Consider the following 25,100-nt stretch of genomic DNA (forward strand, 5'->3'; position numbering starts at 1 on the left):
ACGTGAAACATTTACTTGCCGATACAAAATCGGCTAAAGATATGATCTAATATTTCGTCAACGGTAACTTCACCTGTAATTCTTCCCAGGCAGCTCAAAGCTCCTTTAAGATGCACAGCCAGGAACTCTTCACTCAAGCTCCTTTCTAAAGCTTCTAAAGCGTTTTCCAGCTCACTCTTTGCTTTTAAAAGCTCTTCATAGTGTCGGTCGTTGCAAATTATTTCATCCTCGTGTGGAAGCTCCGCAATTTGCGCCAAAATCCGCTTTTCTAAATTTTCAAACCCTTCTCCCGTTTTTGCCGAAATGACCAGAGCGCCATCAAATTTTTGCAGAATTCTCTCGTTTAAAGCGGCCAGTCCTAAATCCGCCTTGTTTCTTATTAGAATGATCGTCCCGTTATACTTTTCTTCAATTTGTTTCAAAGCCTGTAAATCTTCCGAATCAAGCTCGGAGCTTCCGTCGGTGATGAAAAGAACAAGATCTGCATTTTGTACGGCCTTCAGGGTCCTATCCTTTGCTTTTTGCTCCAAAACTCCTTGAGCGCCCCATATTCCGGCTGTATCGATGATACGTATCAAATATCCATTAATATCTATCCACTCTTCAATGCTGTCTCGTGTTGTGCCGGGAATATCAGAAACAATGGCCCGCTCTTTTTGCAAAAGTTTATTTAAGATACTCGACTTTCCGACGTTCGGTTTCCCGGTCAATACCACGATCAATCCTTCTCGCAAAATTTTACCGTAACGGAAACCTTTTAGCAAAGATTTAATGGATTCGAGAGACTTTTCGATGCGTGTCTTTAGATCATTAGCCTGTATAAAAGTTATGTCCTCTTCGGAAAAGTCCAGCGACAACTCTAAAAGAGCAACGGTGTCCTTTAGGTCGTTCTTTATAGCATTCAAATGTTTTGACAGTTCTCCTTCAAGTTGCCTTTGCGATGCCTTCAGCGCGGCCTTGGTTTGAGCCTGAATGACATCGGCAACGGCTTCTGCCTGTACCAAATCGATCTTTCCGTTTAGAAAAGCTCGTAGACTATATTCTCCAGGACAGGCCGGTCTAATTCCGCTTTCGACCAGTATTCTCATGATCTCAGAAGTTATCAATCGACTACCATGACAATGGATTTCAACCATATCTTCGCCGGTGTAGGAATGTGGGGCAATAAATTTAACCACCAGTACCCGATCAATTTCCTGCTTGTCCCGCGGATCGATGATTTTTCCATAAAGCATGCGTCTTTCCTCTGCCTCGATGAGAGACTTGGAAGCTCTAAATACGCTTGCTATTTTATCGATGCTACTCGGTCCGCTGACTCGGATGATAGAGATAGCCCCGATACCTGGGGGAGTTGCAATAGCAGCAATAGTGTCGTTCTTCATGTTTCCTACAAAAAGAAAACCCCGCCGAATAAGCGGGGTTTAAATCAGCTTATTTTCGGCTCTTTTTTCGCCTGCCGTCATCTAGAATTTTTGTTTCGACAGTTTTGGGCGCGATTTTCGGCATCAAAAATTTTTGCTGCAATATCGAGAGTAAATTAAAAAGGGCATAATAAAGATTGAGTCCTGAGGGAAAACTATTAAATAGAATGGTGAAAAAGATCGGCATAAAATAGACCATCGCCTTTTGTTTGGGATCCGTCACGGTCATTTTTTGTTGAATGTACATGGTAATTCCCATGAGGATAGGCAGTACATTGACCGAATTACCATAAAGAGGCAGGGAAAAGTTCCCGGGAAAGGTGTAAATGCTGTCCGGCGCAGAGAGATCGGTAATCCAAGCGAAAAAGCCTTGGCCTCGAAGTTCAATCGTTGTACGAAACACAATAAAGAGAGCGAAAAGCAAAGGCATCTGCAACAGCATTGGAAAACAGCCGCTCATCGGATTGACACCCGCTTCTTTATAGAGCCGCATCGTCATTTGATTAAGCTTTTCGGGGTCGTTTTTGTACTTTTCCTGAATTTCAAGAAGCTTCGGCTGAAGCTGCTGCATTTTCTGCATCGATTTATTGCTTTTCTGCGTCAACGGATAAGTGATTACTTTGATGATGACGGCAAAAAGCAGTAAAACAATTCCGTAATTGGGAATGAAATTGTGCATCCATTTGAAAACGGCCAAGATACCGATGCTGAACGGCTTGATGATTTTCCACCCCATATCCATAAAATCTTCCATATCTCTTTTATAGGAAGATAAAATGTCGTATTCCAGGGGTCCCAAATACAAATTCATTTGTATGGTATCGGATTTCTTTCCCAAATAGGGATAAAAAATGCTGATGCCGAATTTTTTCCATCGGTCTTTGGGATTATCATCCAATTGGATTTCTTCACCGATAATTTCGACATCATAAATCGTCTCTATTTCCGGCATCAGGTAAAACGCAAAATATTTTGTTCTTACAGCTACCCAATCAAAGTCTGCAGTAACGCGTTTCGGCTTTCCGTTTGTTTTATAGCCCTTTTCTATGACGCCGGAAGCTGCTGTTCCGGCTTTGGCGTACATCATATCGTCCTTAAGCGATTTTTCGTTCGACGCCAATCCATTGGGTGCCGAAATAATGACTCGCTTTTCATCTATAGTTTCTTCGAGATTATTCAAATAAACCGTCAGGCCTGCATCATATTGGTTCGGTTTAAACAGGTATTCTTTGATTATATTTTTTTTATCATCTAATTGTAATGTAAATGTTAGCTTAATTGGTTCTTTTACGGTAAGAGTCTCCGGCCCCTCGTAGTGAAAGACCATATTACCGGTGTTAAAGATCTCGCTATTTATTTTGTTCTTGAATGATATTCCTAAATTTCCATAGGCTTTTTCAGGGAATAAAGCGACGAAACCGCCGTCACTTTTATGAAATTTTTTTAATTCCCATTGCAGAATCGCGCCGCCTTTATTGCTGAGCGTCGCTCTGTAAACTTCCGATTCTAATATGATAAGCTTTTCTTCTTCTTCTTTTACATACTCAGACTGCTGTACGTAATGACTCTGAATTTTTGTCTCATCGAATGATTTATCATCGGCCGGTAAATTTTGCGGCTCAGCTTTTTCCTCTTGGAAATTGCTTTGCCTTTCTGGTATGCCGTTTGGGTACAAGATTTTCTGATAATATTTGGTATTCATGAATACCAAGATGAGTCCGATAAGAAGAAAAGCAATTACGGTTCTTTTGTCCAAGTCCATTTTTATTCCTATTTATTTTACCGGATCGTAGCCGCCTTTTGAAAAAGGATTGCATCGGATGATGCGATAGGTCGCTTTTACTGTTCCTTTAAAGAGCCCGTACTTTTTCAAAGCCTCCACGGCATAAGTCGAGCATGAAGGATAATAGCGACAGGAATGCGGGAGAAGAGGCGATATCAGCAATTTATACAATTTTATAAAGAAAATAATTGCCTCGGTTATCCCGTTGCTTATCCAATTATATATCTTTATTATTAAATACTTTATCGTTCGCATATTTAAAGAGTGGCAGCTTTATCGTGCTGAATTTCATTAAACAGCTTTTCAACCTCTTGTTCAAGTTTCCTTTGCTCGGTCTCAGCATTCGCAGAGGCAATAAATACAATCGATGATTTCAATTCATAGCGACGAAAAGTTTTCCGGACTGCTTCTCTGATCTTTCTTTTTAGTCGATTTCTTTGCGGCTTTTTTTTTATCTTTGAATTGACTGTAAAAGCAAATTTAACCTCGTCGTTTTTCTTATAAAAAGCAGTAAAGCACTCACTCTGGTACCGTTTACCATGATGTATTACTTGATAAATATCTCGGCTTTTTTTCAGAATGAGTGCTTTAGGAAATTTTTGTGAGACGATGAGGTTATCTTTCATCGCTTACGGTTAGACGCTTTCTGCCTTTTGCGCGCCGGCGTTTCAACACCAATCGACCATTAGGCGTTGACATTCTGGCACGAAAGCCGTGCGTATTGACCCTTTTTCTTCTGCTGGGCTGATATGTCCGCTTCATCCTCTTCTCCGCTCTTTTTATAATTAATTCTATATTTTGACTTTAAATATACCTATTTCATGCTATAAAATCAAGTTGTTTGATTTTTATCAGACGCGGCGGTTTGCCATCTTTCATCAGTTCGAATAAACCTCTAATTGTGTTTGTTATTTGGATGTCAATCAATATATTACTACTGACTTGGATGCGTAGTTGATTTTGCTGAGAGGAAAAGGTAAATGATTGCCCTTTCAACGCGCAATTTGCTGCTCCTCATTGCGGGCGCCGCAGTTTTATTTTTTGTTTTTCTTCGATTCAGTCCACATAACGAAAAAAAGTCAAATCCTTCATCGACCAAACTCGTCCTGCTGGGAATTCTTTTATTCGGCGCTTTGCTTGCCTACAAATATCGCTCAGCCATACTTTCTAGGATTTCTTATTTTCAAGACGGTTCTTATACTTATACCGGCAGCAGAGCGTTTATTTATGATACTGATTGGAAAAATAATGAGTATATCAAAGGAGATCTTTCCACTTATGAGCTGCGCCGATTGGACAAGATTCTCATGGAAGAAAAACGCAACGGCGGGTTGAGGTTAAGCTCGCAACGTCTGCATCAGCTGGCCAGAAACAACAATGATATCATTGAAGCATACGATCGTTGGCGCAAATGCAAGGACATGTATCGAACTTTTTATCATTCTGTTTATCCCGACGAACGATCGGGCGCTTTGCATGAAATTCGTTGAACTGAAATATCTTTCGATTTTTATTTTTCTTCTTACTCCGCCGCTCTTTTCTCAGGCGCCGCTTATTTCTCCCTTGCTTTCTTTTGGAGAAAAGGGAGAGGCCCCGGGATCCTTTTTGCGCCCGATATCACTATCTGTAGATGCGCAGGGAAATATTTACGTCCTCGATTACACGGCTCATCGGCTGCAGAAATTTTCTCCTCAAGGGAAACTTTTGGCATTTGTCGGCGGCTTTGGCTGGAATGCCCGCCAATTTCAATTTCCTCAAAAGGTTTTTGTCTATAATTCGCTCGACGTATTTGTTGCCGACTATGAAAATAAGCGCATTGAACGTTATGATAAAGATTTGAACTGGGTTGCTTCTTATTATTCGGATAAGAACCTCCCTCTTCAGCTGCAATTCTTTTTTCCTCGTGCAGTATGCATAAGCCTCCATGGAGACTTTATCATTATCGACGGCGAGTATAATCGTGTTCTCAAATACAATGCCCGTTTCGAACCGGAAATTTCTTTTGGAGATTTCGATTGGGACAGGGGTAAGCTCGTAGAGCCGGCCTCAGCGGCCGTCACAAGCAAAGACCTTCTTGTTGTCACCGATCCAGGCGACAGAGACGTCAAGATCTATGATTATTTCGGCAATTTTCTTTTTTCATTAGAGGGACACTTTTTTAAAAAACCATTCGGCGTTGCCGTAGATCCGGCAGGTCGAATTTTTGTCAGTGACATTGGAAACCATCAAATTCATATCTTTAACGCAGATTTTTCTTTTAATTCTTCTTTCGGCTCTTTCGGCGATAAACTTGGAGCGTTCAACGAGCCGACGGATATTGCAATCTATCGCGACTTGCTTTACGTTGCCGATACCGGCAATCATCGCATCCAGATCTTTCAGATCACGTGGGAAAACAAAACTGCGGAACCTTCCGAGTGATGCCGAAAGGGTTTATTTTTCTTTTTCTTACCCTCCTTTCAGGCTTTTCATATTCCCAATCGGTCGGCAAAATTGCTCCACCGGCTTTGTTCGAGAAGGATGTTGTAATTCTCGGCGAGGACAGACGTGGTCCTTACTTTTTGCCTGATAGTTTTATTGTCGAGCATTCTGAAAAAGTGCTTATAAATAATCAACCTCTTGAAAAATCTTTCTATAGTATCGACTATATTCGCGGTGAAATTAGATTTGAAGAACCGGCGGCTTCCGGTGCTCAAATTAGAATTCAGTATAAAATCTTGCCCATCGCATTGAATAAAAGCTATGCCAAACGCGAAATTGTTCATCGCGTGTTCGGAGTTTCGCCTACGGCTGCAGATCTGCATAAAAAAACTCCTGCTTCAGAGGCTGAAGACTATGCCTCGCAGCTTTCCAAAAGCGGCAGCATCACCCGCGGCGTTACGATGGGTACCAATCGAGGATTGAAAGTTAATTCGGCTTTGAATATCAATGTTTCCGGCAAGGTTGGCGAAAAAGTAGAAGTGGTTGCCGCTCTTACCGATCAATCCACGCCGATTCAGCCTGAAGGGACGACGCAGAATCTTCAGGAGATTGATAAAGTCTTTATTCAAATCAAATCACCCAATTTTTCTACGACTATGGGTGATTTTCAACTTGACTATAATCAGACTGAACTTTCCCGCTACAGTAGGAAGCTCCAAGGGGTGATGGGGGAGGCCGCTTATGGAGCCGTTAAGGCCAGGCTCTCGGCGGCGGTTTCAAGAGGAAAATATTATTCAATGCAGTTCATGGGCCAGGAAGGAAACCAGGGACCTTACCAATTAAAGGGGGACCGTGGCCAGGTCGATATTATTGTTCTTGCCGGCACGGAACGAGTTTATATCGACGGAGAGTTGATGGTCCGCGGCGAGACCAATGATTATACCATCGATTACAGCGCTGCTCAGATAACCTTTACCCGCAGAAGGCTGATCACTTCGGATTCTCGTATCACGGTTGATTTTCAATATTCTGATGAACAGTACCGTCGTAATCTTTCCTCTGCAATGTTAGAGTCCTCGCTTCTTCAAGACAAACTGAAAATTTCGACGCTTTTTCTTCATGAAGCGGATGATAAGGATAATCCGTTAGATTTTACATTTACCGACGATACGAAGCGAATTCTCGAATCGGCGGGCGACGATCAAACCAAAGCGGTTGTAGACGGCTTTAAATTTGTGGGTGAAGGAGCAGGTCGCTACACGCTGCGCGACGGCATTTTTGTTTATGTCGGAGAAAAGCAGGGCGACTATTCGGTTACCTTTTCCGATGTAGGCACCAATGCCGGCGACTATCAATACAAGGGCAACGCCATTTTTGAATATGTTGGAAAAAATAAAGGCCGCTATGCTCCGGTCATTCTTTTGCCGCTGCCTAAAAGCCATTCCATGTTGAACTTTTCTCTTCAGGCTGCTCCATTTTCTTTTCTGCGGATTAAGAGTGAAACGGCTCTTAGCCAATTCGATCGAAACACTTTTTCTCCCCTTGATGCACAAGACGATCAGGGATTGGCGCAGTTATATGAGGTGACCCTGCTCCCTAAATTAAAATTTCGCGGGAAATCTTTCGGAAACCTCTCCTTGAGCGGGCGGCTCAAAAATATAAACGATCGTTTTGCCGACATCGATCGTTCGACCGAAGCAGAGTACAATCGCCGCTGGGATTTGCCGGCTGAAGCTTCACGTGAGGAAAGCGTTAAAGAGTTCCGCGCAAAATACGAACCGTCCTCGGGCACCTTCATTGGTGCCGAAGCAGGATCGATTCGAAAGGGAGATTATTTTTCTTCGTTTCGCAGGCAGATAGAAGGAGGGGTGTCTTTAAAAAAAATACCGACGATTCGTTATCGTCGAGAACAGATTGGACGCGAAAACTTTTCATTGAGTCAAAAAGCGGATTGGGTTCGTCAATATGCCGACGTACAATGGAAGTTTTGGAAGCTCTCGCCCATCTTTCGATATGAAGGGGAAGACAAACGGGAAAACTGGTCCGACAGCCTCTTGACCGGTTTTAAATTCGATGATTTTTCCGGAGGTTTTGCGTTCGAGCCGTTCAATCAAATTAGCCTGACCGTAAAAAACTCATTGCGTAAAGATTGGGATTATCAATCCGACAATCGTTTTCTTCCAAAATCGAAAGCGCAGACGCAGAACTATCAGCTCTCGTTTCAGAGGTTCCGCTTTTGGACAACCACTCTCGATTATACCCATAGAGTTAAATCCTACTATAATTCCACAACTGAAGACAGCCGCACCGACTTGGCGGAAATTAGGTCGCAGATTTCCCCGTCGAATCGTTTCTTTTCCGCAGACCTTAACTATCAAATCTCGAACACGGCTACTGCACGCAAGGAGCGAGTCTACATCAAGGTCCCGCAAGGCGAGGGAGTGTATCGTTTTGATGAACAGCTTAATGAATATGTCTACGACCCGTTAGGTGACTATATTCTCCGTATTTTGACTACTGATCAACTGATTCCGACTTCCGAACTAAAGACGAGCGGCAGATTCCGCTTTGAACCGGCCAGGTTGTTTGAAAAAGCGCCGAAAGATTCTTTATCTTTTCTTATTCGCACCCTTAACAGCATTTCTACTGAAACTTTTGCCTCTGTTGAAGAACGATCGCAGGATCCTAACGTCACCGACATTTTTCTTTTGAAACTGAGCAAATTTCGCTCCCCCGCCACAACAGTTTTCGGCAATCTGCAATTTCGCCAGGATATTTTCTTGTTCGAAAGGAATCGCGATTTTTCCGTTCGCCTGCGCTATTTTAATCGCGATGAATTTAATAATCAATTTTTAGAAGGCGGTGAAACGAGAAAAGAGCGTGAATATTCAGCCCGAGTTACCAGTAGGTTTTCTGAAAAGTGGAGTTCTCAGTCAGAAATCACCAGAAAAAATATAGGGCGTTTTTTTGATTATGTCGGTAGACAAAATCGTAATGTAAACTCGGTGGCCGTTAACGGCGACGTTTCTTATAGCGCAACTTCTTCGCTCAAGCTTGCATTCGAAAGCCGTATGTCGTGGGAAAAGGATTTAGCGTGGTCCGATCCGACGCGCGTCAAAGCCTTGGCTTTTGTGCCGCGAATGACTTATTCAATCAAAACCAAAGGAAGATTGCGCGCAGAGTTTGAGTGGAGCAACGTCAGTGCGACGCCAAAAGATCGGCCTTTGCCCTATGAGATAGCAAACGGTCGCAGCGCAGGCCGTTCGACGCGCTGGGAAATTCGCTTCGACTATCGCTTATCCGATGTCATGCAGGCAACTTTGTCTTACAGCGGCAGAAACGAGCCGGCCCGTCACGGCGTCATTCATACCGGTAGAGCTCAGGTAACCGCAGCCTTTCGTTAAACCATGAAATTATTGATCAGATACTTTGCAAGTCTTATCCTTCTGAGCTCTCTTCTTTTTGCAGAGAGCACGCCTGTTTTGACCGATGTCGAGATTCACGGCGCCGAGCATGTCTCGCAGTCGCAAATCCTTTCCTGGGCCAATTGGCAGCTTAACAAGCCTTTGAATGTTGGAACCCTCGAAAAAAGCTGCCGCGATATCTTACAACACTATTCTGATGCAGGTTATCCTTATGCAAGGATCGATTCTCTGATATTTATCCTGAGTGCCGACACATCCCAAATTTCTCTTCTTCTATATATAACGGAAGGACAAAAATTAAAAACGGCACAACTTTATTTTGAAAATATTTCGGAAAGTGAAAAAAATCTGCTGAACCAATCCATCGACGGTGATCAGGTTGCGTTATCATCCCGTGCTGTCGAAGAAAAGCTGGAGCGCGCCTTAGATGAATTCGAACGACGTTCTTTTCCCTTCATCCGCTTCGAACCGACCTCGATCCGAATCGATTCTACTCGTGACCCGCATTCTTTTGTTCTGCATTTCAAGACCCTCAAAGGACCCAAATTGATCATCCGCGAAATTCAAGTCGTAGGAAACGAATTTACTCACAAAAAAGTCATTACCCGTGAAATTCGAATCAAGGAAGGTGACTTTTTCGATGCGCGGCGTACGGCAAAAATTCAAAGCCGCCTTATGCGACTCGGCTACTTTCGGCGCGTGGATCCGCCGGAGGTGTTTCTGGCCACTGAAGACGAAGGCGGATTATTGATACGCGTGGAAGAAGGCAATTCAAGCCGGTTTGACGGAGTGGTCGGATATACCCCGGGAACCGGCGATGAAAAAGGATATTTTACCGGCCTTATCGACCTCCAATTCGGCAATCTGTTCGGCACCGGCAGAGCACTGTCGGCTCACTGGCAGAAACGAGACCGCTCATCTCAGGATCTTGTTTTTCGCTTTCGCGAGCCATGGATCGCGGGCTTTCCAGTGCACGCATCGACAGGATTTCAGCAGTTGATTCAGGATTCCTCTTACGTAACGCGTGAATGGGGCGTTGATGTCGAACTGCCGCTCTTGGAGAGCCTCTCTTTTTCGGCTTCGGTGAAACAGAACTCTGTTTTGCCGGACTCGTCCGCCGCTTTGGCGCTGCTGATTCCCCGCAGTCGCGCGACGGTGCTCGGCCTCTCGCTGATCTACGATACGCGTGACGACATTATCAACCCCAGACGAGGCATTTATTACTCTACAACCGTGCAGTCGGCAGCCAAAACAAATACACCTTTTGCTGGTATGATTGCTTTAGATTCATTCGATAAAAAAGCAACAAATCGATCTTATCTGGTCGATTTGGATCTTTTTATTCCCACATTAAAAAGGCAAGTCATTAACCTCTCTCTGCATGCCCGTCAGTTGAACAGCACTCAAAAAATTATTCCTATGCCGGATTTGTTTCGAATGGGCGGAACAAGATCATTGCGCGGGTATCGCGAGGATCAGTTTCGCGGGTCAGTTGTTGCATGGAGTAATGTCGAGTATCGTTATCTTTTGGGACGCCGCTCCCGCGCTTTTGTTTTTTTGGACACCGGCTATTATTCGCTTGTTTCAAAAGAAAAAGTTAAAAAAGAAGAAATTAAAATCGGCTACGGCTTTGGATTCAGGTTGGAAAGCGGACTGGGAATATTGTCGCTTGATTACGGTTTGGCGTACGGCGAAAAACAAGGCCTCATGGGCGGTCTGCTGCATGTCGGTTTGATAAATGAGTTTTGATTATGAGAAAGCTGTCATTTGAAGAAATTCAAAAGCTGCGGCCCGATTTGAATTCAATCAAAAAGCTGCCGCGTCATCCTATCAGCGCCTTAGTTGATAACGTCCGCAGTCTCCATAACGTGGGTTCCATCTTTCGCACTTCGGACGCGGTTCGTCTCCAACATCTTTATCTTTGCGGAATCACTGCCAAGCCGCCTCGCGACGAAATTCGCAAAACCAGTCTCGGCGCAGAGGAAAGTGTACCCTGGAGTTATTATTCTTCCGCCTTGGAAGTCGCTGAAATTCTTCGCAGCCAAGGCATTCAGTTGGTAGCCTTGGAACTGACTGATATCAGCATCGATTACCGGCGCGCCGATTATCGTTTTCCCCTTTGTTTCATTGTCGGACATGAATATCGCGGTATTTCCGCGGAACTTTTGGCTTATTGCGATCTTGCCGTGGAAATTCCAATGTACGGTATAAAGCATTCGTTGAATGTTTCAGTTTCGTTCGGAGTAATGGCTTATGAATTGGTTCGCCGATGGGAAGAACAAAGCTGCAGGATGTGTTAACACAATGAAAAATTTTTTATCGAGAATCTTTCATGACCGATATAAAAAACGCGCAGTTATCTATTTCGTTATTGCGGTCGTTTTTATTGTTGTTGAGGCGGCGGTACATCATCCGGTTCGACCAACTGTAATTTTATTATGGCTCGGCGTTATTGCGATAGCTGTTCTGGTTTTTACTCAGCTAAAGTATCCGGATTCATGAAAAGTATTTTTGCTGTATTGCTTTTTTCTTATGCGGCCGTTTCCTTTTCGTTTGCCGATGGGGCAAATTTTTCTTCTGATGGGATAGACATCATCCATTATGATCTTTCCCTTGAAATCATTCCGCCGCAAAAAATGCTATATGGTAGAGCAGTAATTAAAGCCGTTATTAATCCCTCTTACCCCCTTATTCTGGATCTTCGATCGATGATGGTTACTTCGGTAACGGTCAACGGATCCCAAGCGCAGTTTGTCTATTCCTCAGGAAAACTGTTTATTGAACATCCTGCTCAAGCCGATACTTTGATCGTGACCGTCGATTATTTCGGCTCACCGCAAAACGACGGCTTCGGCGGCGTATTTTTTGGATCCGATTACGCGTTTAGCGTCGGTCAAGGCATATATTCCGATCCCCCTTCCATGCTTCGCTATTGGATGCCCTCTCACGATGTTCCCTACGATAAAGCAGTTTTAGACATGCGCCTTACCGTCCCTGTTCCTCTTCAGGCTATATCGAACGGGATGCTTGTTGAAAAGTCGAAACAGGGTGAAAAAAATATTTATCATTGGCGAGAAGATCATCCAATTGCCCCTTACTTGATTGCTTTTGCCGTCGGCAACTATGAAACGGTCGATATTCCCTACCAGTCTCTTTCCGGAAAGCCCTTACTCTTGCAGTATCATGTTTTTCCCGCCAAAGTTGAAAAGGCAAAAGAAGATTTTACCAATTTACCTCTAATGCTTTCGGTATTTGAAAAGCTCTTTTTACCTTATCCGTTTTCCCGTTACAGCATGATCGAGGCACCGGATTTGCGCGGAGCTATGGAACATCAGACGATGACCTCTTTTTCCAGTTCATTAATTACCGGCGATCGGCGATATGAATACATCGTGGCACATGAGTTGGCACATCACTGGTGGGGAAATTTTGTTACCTGCGCCGACTGGAAGGATATTTGGCTGAATGAAGGATTTGCCACCTATTGTGAAGCTCTGTATTATGAGCAAATATATGGCAAAAACTATTTGATTTCTTATATGAAAAATCTTGCCGAGCGTTATTTTGATGAGGCTGCCAGGAGAGGACATTTTTCACTCTACAATCCAAGTTACCTATGGGGAGCTACCGTTTACCAGAAGGGTGCTTGGGTGCTTCACATGCTCCGCAACCTGGTCGGCGATGATGCTTTTTTTCGCGCCCTTCGTGCTTATGGGGGACGGTTTGCTTACGGCAATGCCTCTACGTGGGATCTCATCGACGTTTTTGAAAAAGAAACCGACATGAATCTACAGCACTTCTTCGAGCAATGGGTATTTCAGCCTGGCTATCCGCAATTGGATATCACTTACAGCGTCGAATCTCTTCCTTTGCAGCAGCATATCTCTTTGGAAATCACGCAAAAGCAGTTTGATCTTTATCCTTTTGAATTTCCTCTGGAAATTTTGTTTGTCAGCGAAAAAGATTCGGAACTTGTTACTTTGCCTGTAAATCAAAAGAAAAATACCTATTTCGTATTGCTGTCCGAAAAACCGTTGATAGTCAAAATTGATCCTTTTGAAAAAGTATTGAAAACCGTTACTGCGGTACAGACTGTCGAGTCTTTTGCAAAAACGCCTGATTCCTTTTTCCTTTCTGCCGCCTATCCAAATCCCTTTGAACGCGGCATGCGGACAACGTTAACCTACAGAGTGCCAACGGTTCATTCCCCCGCAGATGTGGAAATAGTTGTCTACAATTCTCTGGGAAGAAAGGTTAAAAGTCTTTTTCGTGACAGACTTTTTTCCGGCGTGTATTCCGTAAGTTGGGATGGGCTTGATGAACAAGGCAAGTTCGTTTCGGCCGGGATTTACTATATTAGACTTGTCGCTCCGCAAAAAAGCTGTGTCAGCAAGATCATTGTTTTGGATAAATCATTGAGGAATTGATGAAAAATCTGTCACTTTCTCTAGAGGGCAAAACTGCGCTGGTTACCGGCGGATCGCGAGGAATTGGTAGAGCCATTGCGGTTCGTTTGGCTCAGGCAGGTGCCAATGTAGCCATCAATTATCTCCGTCAACGAACGGCAGCAGATGAGACGTTGGCTCTTATCGAACGTGAAGGCGTGAAAGGCGTGGCAATACGCGCTAATGTCGGCGAGCCGGAAAACATTTATGACATGATGCAACAAATACGCGAAACATTCGGCGGACTGGATATTCTGGTCAGCAATGCGGCTTCTGGCGTGCTTAAACCTGCTCTGGAGTTGACGCCGCACCATTGGCGCTGGACCATGGACATTAACGCCGGCACCATGCTGCCTTTGGCGCAACAGTGCGTGCCGCTGATGAAGAACGGCGGTTACATTATTGCCGTCTCCAGTTTGGGTTCTGTTCGCGCGATTCCAAACTATGCGGCGGTCGGCGCATCCAAGGCGGCTCTGGAGTCCCTGATCCGTCACTTGGCCATAGAGCTGGCGCCGCTGAACATCCGAGTCAATGCGGTTTCTGCCGGAGTCGTAGATACGGACGCTCTTAAGCATTTTCCCAATCGTGACCAACTCCTCTCTGAATCGGCGCGACGAACACCTACAGGGCGCCTGACCACCCCTGAGGATGTGGCGGATGCCGTGCTCTTTCTCTGCAGCCCGTTTGCCCGCCAAATTCAAGGACAAACCATCGTTGTCGACGGCGGTTACTCTATTTTGGCCTAACAGCGAGATTGTTATGACTCGAATGGATTTAGCGGCACTGATTTTATCCTACCTTTATGCATTGTCGTTGCTCATCAGCATGGAAAAAATTGGAAAAAGCCGCGGATGGAGTCCATTTGTCACGCGCAAGCTGATCCATATCGGGGCCGGTATGTGGGTTTGGCCGACTGTATTGCTCTTTGAAAATTGGCACATCGGCGTTCTGCCCTTTTTTACATTTATTTTCTTGAACTATTTTTTCCATCGCCAAAAAACATTTTCCTTAATGGATGGAGCTGATTCTTCCTTGGGAACCGTTTACTTTGCTTTTTCAATTTTTACTCTTTTTCTCCTCTTTTGGCGAAATGCGCCGCATACGCATCGGCTGCCGATTGCCATGGCTTCGACCATGGTATTGACATGGGGCGACGCTTTTGCAGCCCTCATCGGTTACAAAAAAGGAAAACGCAGATATACAATTTTCGGCCATAAAAAAACGCTTGAAGGTTCTATCGCGTTTTTTGTTGTCAGCTTTGCCGCACTTTCGGTAACTCTATTACTCTCTTCTCTTTATTCAGCGGCTTCCTTTCCCCCTGCAAAAATTATTTTTGCATCGATTGTTGCATCTGTAGTTGCCGCTTTTTCTGAAGCGGTTTCACCATTTGGGACTGATAACTTGCTGATCCCCTTTTCTTCGGCATTGGTGCTCTTTTTCATTCTGTAGCTTTTTTGGCTTTTAATTCAACAGATTTTTTTATATTTTTTAATAATTTTGAGCCTTAATTTTTTCAAGGGAGGACTATGAGCATTTACGGCCATTTCGACGACGAGAATCGACATTTTGTAATTACGCGCCCGGATACACCGCTTCCATGGATCAACTATCTCGGCGTACAAGATTTTTTCGGCATCATCTCAAACACTGCAGGCGGTTACTGTTTCTACAAAGATGCCCGTATGCGCCGATTGACGCGTTATCGCTATAATAATGTGCCTTTTGATTCCAACGGACGCTATCTTTACATCAAAGACGGCGACTTGTTATGGAATCCCATGTGGAAGCCGTTAAAAACTTCATTGGACTATTACGAATGCCGTCATGGTGCCGGTCATACGATCATTCGTGGGCAAAAAAATCAACTCGGCGCGGAAATAACCTTTTTCATACCTCCCGAGGATACTTTGGAAATATGGGATGTCAAGGTGCGTAACCTTTCTGACCGTCCCAAAACCGTTCGCTTATGGGGATTCGTTGAATGGTGCTTGTGGGATGCATGGGACGATCAGACCAACTTTCAAAGAAATTTTTCCACCGGCCAAGTCGAAGTAGAGAACGATGCGATTTTTCATAAAACAGAGTATAGGGAACGGCGCAATCATTTTGCCTATTTTGCATCGTCTATCCCGGTTAGCGGTTTTGACAGCAGCCGCGATCAGTTCGTTGGTTTGCACAACGGCCTGCATGAACCTCAAGTTGTCCTTGCGGGTGCCTGTCGCAACAGCATCGCTTACGGTTGGGCGCCGGTTGGTGCGCTACAGATTGATTTAAATTTAAATCCGGGCGAGCAGAAAAGATTTCAATTCCTGCTTGGTTATGCGGAAAACGAGCGTGATAAAAAGTTTATCAAGCCGCACGTCATTAATAAGGAGCCTTTTTATAAGGTAAAGGAAAAGTATTGCGGCAATGACCGCATCGATGCGGCGTTCCTTGAACTCAAAGAATACTGGAAACGACTCTTTTCCAATTTTGGCGTAGAAACCGAGAATCCGCACGTCAACCGCATGGTAAATATGTGGAATCAATATCAGTGTATGGTCACATTCAATATGTCGCGTTCCGCCTCGCTCTTTGAATCCGGCATCGGGCGCGGCATGGGGTATCGCGACAGCAATCAGGATATTCTCGGCTTTGTGCACATGATACCCGAGCGGGCGCGCGAGCGAATTCTTGATTTGGCCGCTACTCAGCTGTCCGATGGAACCTGTTATCATCAGTATCAGCCGCTGACCAAAAAAGGTAACACTCTCGCAGGCAGCGGCTTTAACGATGATCCTCTTTGGCTTATTCTTTCTACATCGGCCTACTTAAAAGAGACCGGCGACTTTACCATTCTTCATGAAAAGATCGGCTATGCCGATACGATCGATAAAAGCGCCACCCTGCTGGACCATCTGCAGATTTCAATCGATTATACTTTGAAGCACCGCGGACCTCATAGTCTGCCGTTGATCGGTCATGCGGATTGGAATGATTGCCTTAATCTCAACTGCTTTTCTGAGGAACCCGGCGAAAGCTTTCAGCTTGCCGGTGACGCTGCTAAAAGCGACACAGCCGAATCGGTGATGATTGCAGGTCTGTTTTGCGCCGCTTGCCGAGAGCTTGCAGAGATTTATGCTCTTCTCGGCAACTCTGAGCGTTCTCAACAAATCCTGCAGGCCGGTGAGGAAATGAAGCAGACTGTGCTTGCGCACGGCTGGGACGGCGAATGGTTTCTGCGCGCTTATGATGCCTTTGGCCGCAAGATTGGATCTAAAGAGAACGAAGAGGGCAAAATTTTTATCGAAAGCCAAGGGTGGTGTATTCTCGGCGGTATTGGTTTGGATAACGGCTTTGCCGAAAAGGCGTTGAACAGCGTCAACAAGTATTTGGCCACAAAAAACGGCATCATTCTCCAGCAACCGGCTTATCAAACTTATCATCTCCATTTGGGAGAGATATCTTCGTATCCTCCCGGCTACAAAGAAAACGCCGGAATTTTTACCCACAACAACACTTGGATCCAAATTGCCGAGACCTTGATCGGTCGCGGCGACCAGGCTTTCGAGTATTACATGAGCATTTGTCCCTCCGCCAAGGATGAGCAAATTGACATTTATCGCGTGGAGCCGTATGTCTACAGTCAGATGACGGCGGGCAGAGACGCTCCAACTCCCGGCGAGGGCAAAAACAGCTGGCTGACCGGAACGGCTTCCTGGTCGTTTGTTGCCATTACCCAATACATTTTGGGAATTCGTCCTCATTTTAAAGGCCTTCACATTGATCCCTGCATTCCAAAGCATTGGAAGGGATTCAAAGCTCAGCGGCGTTTTCGGGGAAAGCTTTATTTCATCACCGTTGAGAACCCGGACGGCGTGAACAAGGGCATCCGTGAACTTTGGGTAGACGGCCAAAAGATAGATGGGAATCTCATTCCGCTGGATATGGGCGGCGATCAAGTCAACGTGCGGGTTATTATGGGTTGTTGATCAAGTCGGTTGAGAAAAAGCCGCGGTTAAATTTGACCGCGGCTTTTTATGGCTTATACCCCAAAGTAATATTTGGAAAGCTGCTTTTCGAGCCACAAAAGCGCCATGATTGTTTTTCCGTCGACAATTTTTTCTTCCGTCAGCGCTTCATAGACTTGTTGAAACGGCAGCACGACGATTTGTATATCCTCATGTTCCGCCAACGATCCGCCGTATTGATAACCGTATTCCGCCAAATCGCATTCAACGGAATAGAGAAAGATCCTCTCGGATGATCCTCCCGGACTCGAAAAATATTTTCCAATAAAAACCACATCCTCTTTGCGCACGTTAAGATGAATTTCTTCCTGCAGCTCCCGCATCATGGCATCTTTTGGATCTTCTCCTTCATCGATTGCACCGGCGGGAATCTCTAACATCCAGGCATCCTCCGGCGATACGGCATAAACCGGATAGCGAAATTGTTTGACAAAAACCATGCGTTTGATGTTGATGTCATACACCAACGCGGCGGCAGAATCACAGCGCAGGCAATTTTCGCGCACAACCCAATCGCTCATTTTGCCGTCGAATTTTTCATATCGAAGCAAAACGGTTTCGACTTTTAAAAAGCCGTCATGCGCGATCTTTCGCTCTTTGATGTTGACTTTCATGGACAAACATTCCTTTAATATTTAATTTTGCAAAACAGGAACTGCAGAACGAAAAAGGCAGCGCCCAAAGCAAGACAAACGGCCATGTGCATGTGGGAAAAAACAAGCGCCGCAATTAAACAAATCGCATTCAATAAAGAAAGAGTTACGATATTTGCCGTAAAAAACGCTTGCCTTACACTTGTAATACGGAGGAAATCCGCTTTTGTGGGAACTATTGTTTGAGCGACAGCTTCCCATTTCCCACTCTTTCCGAAAGATTCGTAGATTTTGGTTATAACTTCCGATTCCTCTTTAAACAAAATAAAAAGGATTCTCGATTGATTTATAAGTAAAATTCCGACGATAAAGAGAAGCCAGAAAATCAGCGGGCGAAAATCGATCAACAGATCCTTAAAATAGGCGCACTTTTCGTCGCCGAAAAGAAAGACTAGAGTAGAAACGATCAAGAAAATGGAAACTTGTAACAACGATAACAGGTTGATCATTTGCAGATAGGACTTACAAACGCGCGTTGACCGATAAAAATTTACGGATTGCAAATCGAAAAGGTTAGAATTTTCCATATCTTCTCATGCTTTTTATGCGGCATATTAAAACTAAGGAATCTTTTGCTATTTTGCCATAATTAAAAAACAGCATCTTTTTCTTCGAGTTGAATTGCTGAGCGCTTTTTTGTACATTTGAAAAAAGGAGGTGATTCTGGTCGAGCTGATTATTTTCGATTTGGACGGTACGCTGGTAGATACGGCTTTTGAAGTTCATCAAAGCATCAATGATACTCTTCAGAAAATGGGTTTACCCCAAGTATCTCTTGCCACCAGCAAACGGGCGATCGGTCCCGGCCCGGAGGAATTTGTCAGAATTCTTCTTCCGAAAAATTCTTTACATAGAGCCGGTGAATTCACCGCTCTTCTTTCCGAAAACTACAAACGCTATAATGGCGTGTTTGCCGATTTCTTTCCAGGTGTTCCGCAGATTCTAAATCAGCTCAATGGAAAATACAAGTTGGCGATCGCAACAAATAAATCTTTAAATGAAGTAATGCCGCTGGCTGAAAAACTACATTTTTCAAAATGGTTCGACGCCGTTTTTACGCGCGATCACGTTAAAGAACCAAAACCTGCTCCGGATCTTTTGCTGCATGCCTGTAGAACTTTACGAGTTCCTACGAAACGTGCCTTGATGATCGGTGATACGGACAACGATATCTTGGCTGCCCGCGCCTCCGGTATGTTTTGCTGTCTTGCTAAATGGGGTTATGCATCGAACCAGGAAGAGCTCATGAAACTGTGTGATTGCGTTGCTGATTCTCCGATGGATCTGCAGACTTTATTGAACGAATTTGCAACGGTACCTGAAGATTATCAGCTGGAAAATTCTTTAAAGTTTAGCAATAGGTAAACGATGAACATTCTCGGCATCTCCTGCTTTTATCACGACAGCGCCGCATGTCTCGTTCAGAATGGAGTCATTAAAGCTGCCGCTCAGGAAGAACGATTTTCCCGGAAGAAACATGACTCAGATTTTCCACGCCGAGCCATACGGTTTTGTCTGGACTATGGCGGCCTGTCGATCGATGATATTGACATCATTTCTTTTTACGATAAGCCATTTTTGAAATTCGAAAGAATTCTTGAAACTTACTTGTCCTATGCTCCTCGGGGTCTGCGCTCTTATTTGATGGCCCTGCCGCTTTGGTTAAAGAAAAAGCTGTGGATTCCTGATTTAATCCGTAAGGAATTAGATTTCGACGGCATTATTGTTTTTCCGGAGCATCACGAATCGCACGCGGCTTCGGCTTTTTTCCCATCTCCATTTCGCCGCGCTGCATTTCTCACCATGGACGGCGTCGGCGAGTGGGCCACTTCCTCGTTCGGTGTCGGTATCGACAATAGCATTCGGATCGATTCGGAGCTCCACTTTCCCCATTCTCTTGGGCTTCTTTATTCTGCTTTTACTTATTATACAGGATTCAAAGTCAATTCCGGCGAATATAAAGTCATGGGGCTTGCTCCCTACGGAGAACCCAAGTATGTGCAGACGATCCTAGAGCATTTGATTGATCTTAAAGAGGACGGATCTTTTAGATTAAATATGGACTTTTTCGACTATTGCGCCGGGTTGACGATGACGAATGACCGTTTTCATAGGCTGTTCGGAGGCCCACCGCGCAAACCGGAGACCCTTCTAACGCAAAAAGAAATGGATTTGGCGCGTTCGATTCAGGAAGTGACGGAAGAAATCATGCTGCGCGCGGCAAAGCATGTTCATCGTCAAACTGGTGAGCGCTATTTATGCCTTGCAGGCGGCGTTGCTTTGAACTGCGTGGCCAACGGCCGCATTCTCCGCGAAGGTCCCTACAAAGATATTTGGATTCAACCGGCTGCCGGGGATGCAGGCGGTGCTTTGGGTGCCGCACTGTTTGCCTGGTACCAGATCGAAAAGAATCCAAGAGAAGCCGACGATCAACACGATTTTCAGCAAGCCAGTCTACTTGGACCGGAATACCAAAATGACGAAATCAAATCGTTTCTTGAAAGCAACGCTATTCCTTACCGGTATTTTGCCGATCAAGAATTGTTGGAGACAGCTGCAGAGCTGATTGAAAAAGGAAATATCATCGGGTGGTTTCAGGGCCGTATGGAATTTGGTCCGCGGGCGCTGGGGTGTCGTTCCATTCTCGGTGATGCCCGTCATCCGCAAATGCAGGCCAAGATGAATCTCAAAATCAAGTTTCGAGAAGGCTTTCGCCCCTTCGCTCCTTCTGTTCTTGAAGAATATGTTTCCGATTATTTTGAATTGGACCGTCCGAGCCCCTACATGCTGCTGACGGCTCAAGTGCGCAAAGAAAGGCAGCGTCCGATGACAGATGAAGAAAGAAAACTTTGGGGAATAGATAAACTGAATGTGATCCGCTCGGACATTCCGGCTGTTACGCATGTCGATTACTCGGCACGCATACAAACTGTCTCTCCTCTTCACGGCCGTTTCTATGAACTTTTGAAGCACTTTTATGAACGAACCGGATGCGCGGTCCTTGTCAATACATCCTTTAATGTTAGAGGCGAGCCGATTGTTTGTACGCCCCACGATGCCTATTTATGCTTTATGCGCACTCAAATAGACTATTTGGTTATAGGCAATTTTATTCTTGACAAAAAAGAACAACCGCCGCTTCAAGAAAGCGTTGATTGGAGAAAATTATATGAGCTTGATTGAAGATATTTATACTGATTATCGTCGGTTGGAAAAGTCACCGGCAAAGTCAGCCTCTTTCGGCTATTTATTCGCAGTCATTTTGTCACTTTTAGGCATTGCGATTGTTATTTTAGGTAAAGTTCCCCAGCGTTCCCTTATTTTCTTTACGCCGTCACTTTTATTTGCACTATTTGCGCGCTTTTTTCCTTCTTTACTTAAACCTCTTTTTTCAGTCTGGATAATCCTGTCGCTTCTTCTCGGCTGGATTATGTCTCGACTGCTGCTTACTATTGTTTTTTTTGTTGTTATTACACCTATCTCTTTTCTAATGAAGCTCTTCGGCAAAGATCCCCTTAACCGTCGCTTCAATAAAGATGCTTCGACATATTGGTCATCAAAACTTCATGATCCCCAGAAAGATTTTCAAAAGCAATTTTGAATGATTTTTCCACATATACTTCCACATTTCCGCTAATTATTCTGGAAAATGTGTTGTAAAAAAGTGAATAACTCTTTCTGAATAAAACGGTATAGTCTTTTTTATTAACAAAACTCTATTGACCGGTGTTTTTACACATCGTATTCACGGTGAGCTGTTTAAAACTTAAATATATCCTTCTTGTTCTTATTATAATTAGCTTTTATAGAATCAATTTTCAACATTTCAACGACCATTACTATTAAATTTTTTAAATATTATTTTGCTATCTGATAATTAGTATCTTCTGCATTCTTTTTTCTTCTTTCGTGGAAAGAATAACAAAATAGATACCTGAAGGTAAATAAAAGGGTTTCCAATTTAGCAATAAAGTTTCATCTATTTCCCCTTCATAAAGATCTTTTATTTTTCTTCCCAATAGATCCGTTATTGTAATAAAGCATTTTTGTGTTGTCTTTCCTTTGATATAAATCGTTGCAGAGCTATTCATTGGGTTAGGATATACAGATAAACTCAAAGGTAGGCATTCTTGTTGTTCAGCGTCGATTTCTCCGCGAATGGTATTTGGAAAACCGGGTGTACCACCGTTATAAGAAGCAAACCAATTTTCCGCTTTAGAGTTATCTAACCAAGGATAACGCAGCGCCAAAGTAGCTCCCTTTCCGTTTGCTGCCGCGGGCCATGGCCAAACACTGCCGAAGCGTAGGGAATCTATCAAGTTGCCTTTATCGTCCAATAAAGCAATAAAGTCTCCTTTACTGCTCAAACCAAAAGGCAAATCTCCAAGGGAAGCGAAATTTTTTCCCCATATTGTTTGAAAAGAAGCCTGATTTCTGCAGACGACGAGATACTGATACGGTCCAATGCAACAACCTGAAGGAAAAGAGAAATCGCTTTTAAAGTCAGTCAGCTTCCAAAAGGAGATATCGATCGTACGGTCTTGAGGATTATAAAGCTCAATCCAGTCCTCGGCGTTTAGATAAGGAGGAGAGTTGTAATTAATTTCATTGATAATCAAATAAGGAATTGTTTCATCCTTAACGAAAAAGGCAGTCAAAACGGAATCTCTATCGAGACTAATTAAAACTGACGAGGATTCATCAATTCCATTCCATGAAGAAAATCGATAACCAGGTAAAGCCGATGCGCGCAAAGAAAGCGCCACATCATGAAAATAAAGACCTTTCCAAGATGGAACATTAATAGTTAATGAATTAAGGCTAATACTGCCGCTTTGCGGCGGCTCAATGCGCAGCTGCAGTTCGGACGCTCCGCTCAATTTAAACTCATGCAGAACATGGTCAAAAAGGTAATTTCTTCTCAGCTGCAAAAATTTTTTTACAACATCGCAATTTTTCATCCACTGTGTTTTTTGACCACCCCATCTCTGTAAATGCCGATCAATTTCGGGTTCCAATGTACTTTGAACGGATTTAAAAATTGCCAGAGAGGAATCCGGTGAAAAGCGGGTATTCAACAAATCGGCAAGATAATTGATAAACATCTCGCGAAAACCTTGATTTTCGAGAATTTTTCGGAATAAAAAGGTAGACTCCGGAGGGTTCGGCCAGGAAGGACCATTCTCCTCTCGGTAATAAGCGAGCGTGTTGTCCCGGTAGCCGTCTTCGGGCGCATAATGATAATTTGGAACGAATAATCGCAGTCCGAAGCTGTGGTCTACATCGTATAGAATCCAACGATATAAGCCCGGCTCAGAATTAGGGCGCCAAAATTTACAGTTGTGCCCAGGACCGTCGTGGTTGGCTAAGATAATCTGGACTGCCATGTAAGTCAAATAGTTCTTTACATCTATTATCTCGGCAACATAGTCGGCGTTTTTTTGTATGGAAAGAGAATGGCCCTTGAGAAAATCTATTAAAGCGTTGAAATGTGTTGCATCGCCTTGGACAGCCAAGGGATAAAGACGATGATAATCGTCGAGAAGATCGATTTTATCAGGATCTACACCATAATGTTCGGCAAGATAGTGTTCATTGATTTTTTCGCGAAGATTATAAATTCCCCAATAATCGCCGTTGATATAAAGATGACACGGCCGATAAGCCTGGAACTCAAGATCAATCCCGTACAATAGACGAGCAGCCAATCCGTCGCGAAACTGCACGCCGCCTTCATTGTGTGTGTTATCGCTCCCGCCGTTGCGAAGCAAAAACGACTTGAAACGGCAAATCGGATAATCGGGAAATAAAGGATAATGCAGCTCTTCAATGCCATAGGCACGGCGTATAAAGACCGCAAAGGACTTTTGCGGCAATTTTCGGCTTGTTTTTCCAAACATTCTGACGCCGGCATCAATGCTGAAACCTAAACGGCCGTCCGGTTCAAAAAGCTCAATGTGAACGGGACGCTCCCAGTCTTCCCAATAATTGGCCGGTGGCTGTACGGGATTATCAGGATAACCGCCGAGCTTGGTTCCGTTACCTTCTACATAGATACCAATATCTGCATCAAACAGATTTGCCGGATGCGTGCTTAACGAGACAACCGGCAGGCCTAATTTTGGCGAAATGAAATAGCTTTGAGTAACTACTGGTCCTAGTCTCCCCTCCTTGTCTTTGACGCGCGCTCTAATGACCGTTGTTTTGGTCACCTTGAGACGATTCTGATAGATCGATGCGCCGAGGTGAGGAAGAGAGCCGTCCATCGTAAAGATAATTGAAAAAGGTTCAGGAACGCTTATTGAAACCTCTATAGGATGAGCGTAAAAACCTGAAGCAGGGGAAAAGTCCGGTACTACATGAGACAGTTGCGACAAAGGGTCAGAGTTAGGCATACCCGGAGTCGGAGTTGCGGTTATAGACCAGCGGTCACTGAACCTGCCATACGATTGATCGGCTGCAAGGGCTGGTACGGAAACACTGTCGAGCAATTGTCCTGTCGGTGAAAACAAAAAGAGCGTTTCACCTTTGGAAGAAATCTTGAAATTTGTGTGCAGTATGCCATTTCTGCGGTCTTTTCCCGAGGCATAAACCAAAAGAAAACTGCCTGACGGAAGAGTGATTTTGGGGAAAACCCATTTTGATGGAATTTTTACATCATCAGAAAGGAAATAATTTGACAGAGAGATAGACGAATTGGAAGGGTTATAGAGCTCAATCCAATCCGTATAATCTCCGTCTTCATCTTTAACCGTCAAAGTATTAAATGATAAAACCTCATTGAGTATCGGATATTGCGCCTGAACCGTCGTCAATAAGAGAAAAGCGAAAAAATAAAATCGATTTAAATTCATATTCATATCTTTTGAATGAAAAAAGGGCGCCTCAAGGCGCCCTGACCAGTTTGATAAACCTTGAAAAAACAATTCTAATTTCTGCAAA

General features: G+C 44.1%; 21 protein-coding genes. 12 read left to right on the plus strand and 9 right to left on the minus strand.

What is annotated here, in order from left to right; translation table 11 throughout:
• Positions 1 to 11: 11 nt before the first annotated feature.
• From mnmE to rpmH, 5 genes are read right to left on the minus strand one after another with little or no spacing between them, the layout of a single operon-like run.
• On the minus strand, positions 12 to 1,382 hold the full coding sequence (gene mnmE / locus ONB24_00325; protein ID MDZ7314544.1) for a tRNA uridine-5-carboxymethylaminomethyl(34) synthesis GTPase MnmE: 1,371 nt from the start codon (positions 1,380 to 1,382) through the stop codon (positions 12 to 14).
• 49 nt (positions 1,383 to 1,431) lie between these two features.
• On the minus strand, positions 1,432 to 3,183 hold the full coding sequence (gene yidC, locus ONB24_00330; GenBank protein MDZ7314545.1) for a membrane protein insertase YidC: 1,752 nt from the start codon (positions 3,181 to 3,183) through the stop codon (positions 1,432 to 1,434).
• A 12-nt stretch (positions 3,184 to 3,195) separates the two neighbouring features.
• Complete coding sequence (yidD, locus tag ONB24_00335; protein ID MDZ7314546.1) at positions 3,196 to 3,405, minus strand: membrane protein insertion efficiency factor YidD; 210 nt, start codon at positions 3,403 to 3,405, stop codon at positions 3,196 to 3,198.
• A 56-nt stretch (positions 3,406 to 3,461) separates the two neighbouring features.
• Positions 3,462 to 3,830: a ribonuclease P protein component gene (rnpA, locus tag ONB24_00340; protein MDZ7314547.1), complete on the minus strand. Its 369-nt coding sequence runs from the start codon at positions 3,828 to 3,830 to the stop codon at positions 3,462 to 3,464.
• Positions 3,820 to 3,966, minus strand: coding sequence for a 50S ribosomal protein L34 (gene rpmH, locus ONB24_00345; GenBank protein MDZ7314548.1), 147 nt, complete (start codon positions 3,964 to 3,966; stop codon positions 3,820 to 3,822). Before rpmH ends, rnpA begins: the two co-directional genes overlap by 11 nt.
• 218 nt (positions 3,967 to 4,184) lie before the next feature.
• On the opposite strand from rpmH, the gene ONB24_00350 reads away from it, so the two are divergent.
• From ONB24_00350 to fabL, 7 genes are all read left to right on the plus strand, one after another.
• Entirely contained in the window at positions 4,185 to 4,694 is a 510-nt protein-coding gene (locus ONB24_00350) for a hypothetical protein (GenBank protein ID MDZ7314549.1), read from the plus strand.
• A complete protein-coding gene (locus ONB24_00355; GenBank protein MDZ7314550.1) occupies positions 4,681 to 5,625 on the plus strand; it encodes an NHL repeat-containing protein in 945 nt (314 codons plus the stop codon). Before ONB24_00350 ends, ONB24_00355 begins: the two co-directional genes overlap by 14 nt.
• Positions 5,626 to 5,921: 296 nt before the next feature.
• Positions 5,922 to 9,029 (plus strand): hypothetical protein, encoded by a 3,108-nt coding sequence (locus ONB24_00360; protein ID MDZ7314551.1) that lies wholly within the window; start codon positions 5,922 to 5,924, stop codon positions 9,027 to 9,029.
• A 78-nt stretch (positions 9,030 to 9,107) separates the two neighbouring features.
• A complete protein-coding gene (locus ONB24_00365; GenBank protein MDZ7314552.1) occupies positions 9,108 to 10,799 on the plus strand; it encodes a BamA/TamA family outer membrane protein in 1,692 nt (563 codons plus the stop codon).
• 2 nt (positions 10,800 to 10,801) lie between these two features.
• Entirely contained in the window at positions 10,802 to 11,350 is a 549-nt protein-coding gene (locus ONB24_00370; GenBank protein MDZ7314553.1) for an RNA methyltransferase, read from the plus strand.
• 198 nt (positions 11,351 to 11,548) lie between these two features.
• Entirely contained in the window at positions 11,549 to 13,477 is a 1,929-nt protein-coding gene (locus tag ONB24_00375) for a M1 family aminopeptidase (GenBank protein MDZ7314554.1), read from the plus strand.
• Entirely contained in the window at positions 13,477 to 14,241 is a 765-nt protein-coding gene (gene fabL, locus ONB24_00380; protein ID MDZ7314555.1) for an enoyl-[acyl-carrier-protein] reductase FabL, read from the plus strand. Before ONB24_00375 ends, fabL begins: the two co-directional genes overlap by 1 nt.
• Positions 14,242 to 14,284: 43 nt before the next feature.
• Here the strand turns inward: fabL and ONB24_00385 are convergent, their stop codons facing one another.
• Entirely contained in the window at positions 14,285 to 14,491 is a 207-nt protein-coding gene (locus tag ONB24_00385; GenBank protein ID MDZ7314556.1) for a hypothetical protein, read from the minus strand.
• 126 nt (positions 14,492 to 14,617) lie between these two features.
• On the opposite strand from ONB24_00385, the gene ONB24_00390 reads away from it, so the two are divergent.
• Positions 14,618 to 14,944, plus strand: a complete 327-nt coding sequence (locus tag ONB24_00390) for a hypothetical protein (protein ID MDZ7314557.1) — start codon at positions 14,618 to 14,620, stop codon at positions 14,942 to 14,944.
• Positions 14,945 to 15,021: 77 nt separating this feature from the next.
• Complete coding sequence (locus ONB24_00395; protein MDZ7314558.1) at positions 15,022 to 17,466, plus strand: glycosyl transferase; 2,445 nt, start codon at positions 15,022 to 15,024, stop codon at positions 17,464 to 17,466.
• A 53-nt stretch (positions 17,467 to 17,519) separates the two neighbouring features.
• On the opposite strand, the gene ONB24_00400 is transcribed toward ONB24_00395, so the two are convergent.
• Together ONB24_00400 and ONB24_00405 are read right to left on the minus strand one after the other, a co-directional pair.
• The gene (locus tag ONB24_00400; protein MDZ7314559.1) at positions 17,520 to 18,119 is read right to left on the minus strand and encodes an NUDIX hydrolase; all 600 of its coding nucleotides are present in this window, start codon (positions 18,117 to 18,119) and stop codon (positions 17,520 to 17,522) included.
• A gap of 14 nt (positions 18,120 to 18,133) precedes the next feature.
• Positions 18,134 to 18,505, minus strand: coding sequence for a hypothetical protein (locus tag ONB24_00405; protein ID MDZ7314560.1), 372 nt, complete (start codon positions 18,503 to 18,505; stop codon positions 18,134 to 18,136).
• 310 nt (positions 18,506 to 18,815) lie between these two features.
• Between ONB24_00405 and ONB24_00410 the strand changes: the two genes are divergently transcribed.
• From ONB24_00410 to ONB24_00420, 3 genes are read left to right on the plus strand one after another with little or no spacing between them, the layout of a single operon-like run.
• Positions 18,816 to 19,523 carry an HAD family hydrolase gene (locus tag ONB24_00410; GenBank protein MDZ7314561.1) on the plus strand — a complete coding sequence of 236 codons (708 nt, stop codon included), beginning with the start codon at positions 18,816 to 18,818 and terminating at the stop codon, positions 19,521 to 19,523.
• Positions 19,524 to 19,526: 3 nt separating this feature from the next.
• Entirely contained in the window at positions 19,527 to 21,341 is a 1,815-nt protein-coding gene (locus ONB24_00415) for a carbamoyltransferase (GenBank protein ID MDZ7314562.1), read from the plus strand.
• The gene (locus tag ONB24_00420; GenBank protein MDZ7314563.1) at positions 21,328 to 21,759 is read left to right on the plus strand and encodes an SxtJ family membrane protein; all 432 of its coding nucleotides are present in this window, start codon (positions 21,328 to 21,330) and stop codon (positions 21,757 to 21,759) included. The genes ONB24_00415 and ONB24_00420 overlap by 14 nt, the downstream gene beginning before the upstream one ends.
• A gap of 265 nt (positions 21,760 to 22,024) precedes the next feature.
• Here ONB24_00420 and ONB24_00425 read toward each other — a convergent pair whose 3' ends face one another.
• Positions 22,025 to 25,099 (minus strand): CotH kinase family protein, encoded by a 3,075-nt coding sequence (locus ONB24_00425; GenBank protein ID MDZ7314564.1) that lies wholly within the window; start codon positions 25,097 to 25,099, stop codon positions 22,025 to 22,027.
• Between the last annotated feature and the right edge of the window lies 1 nt (position 25,100).

This window comes from candidate division KSB1 bacterium (genome assembly GCA_034505495.1).
GTDB lineage: Bacteria > Zhuqueibacterota > Zhuqueibacteria > Residuimicrobiales > Krinioviventaceae > Fontimicrobium_A.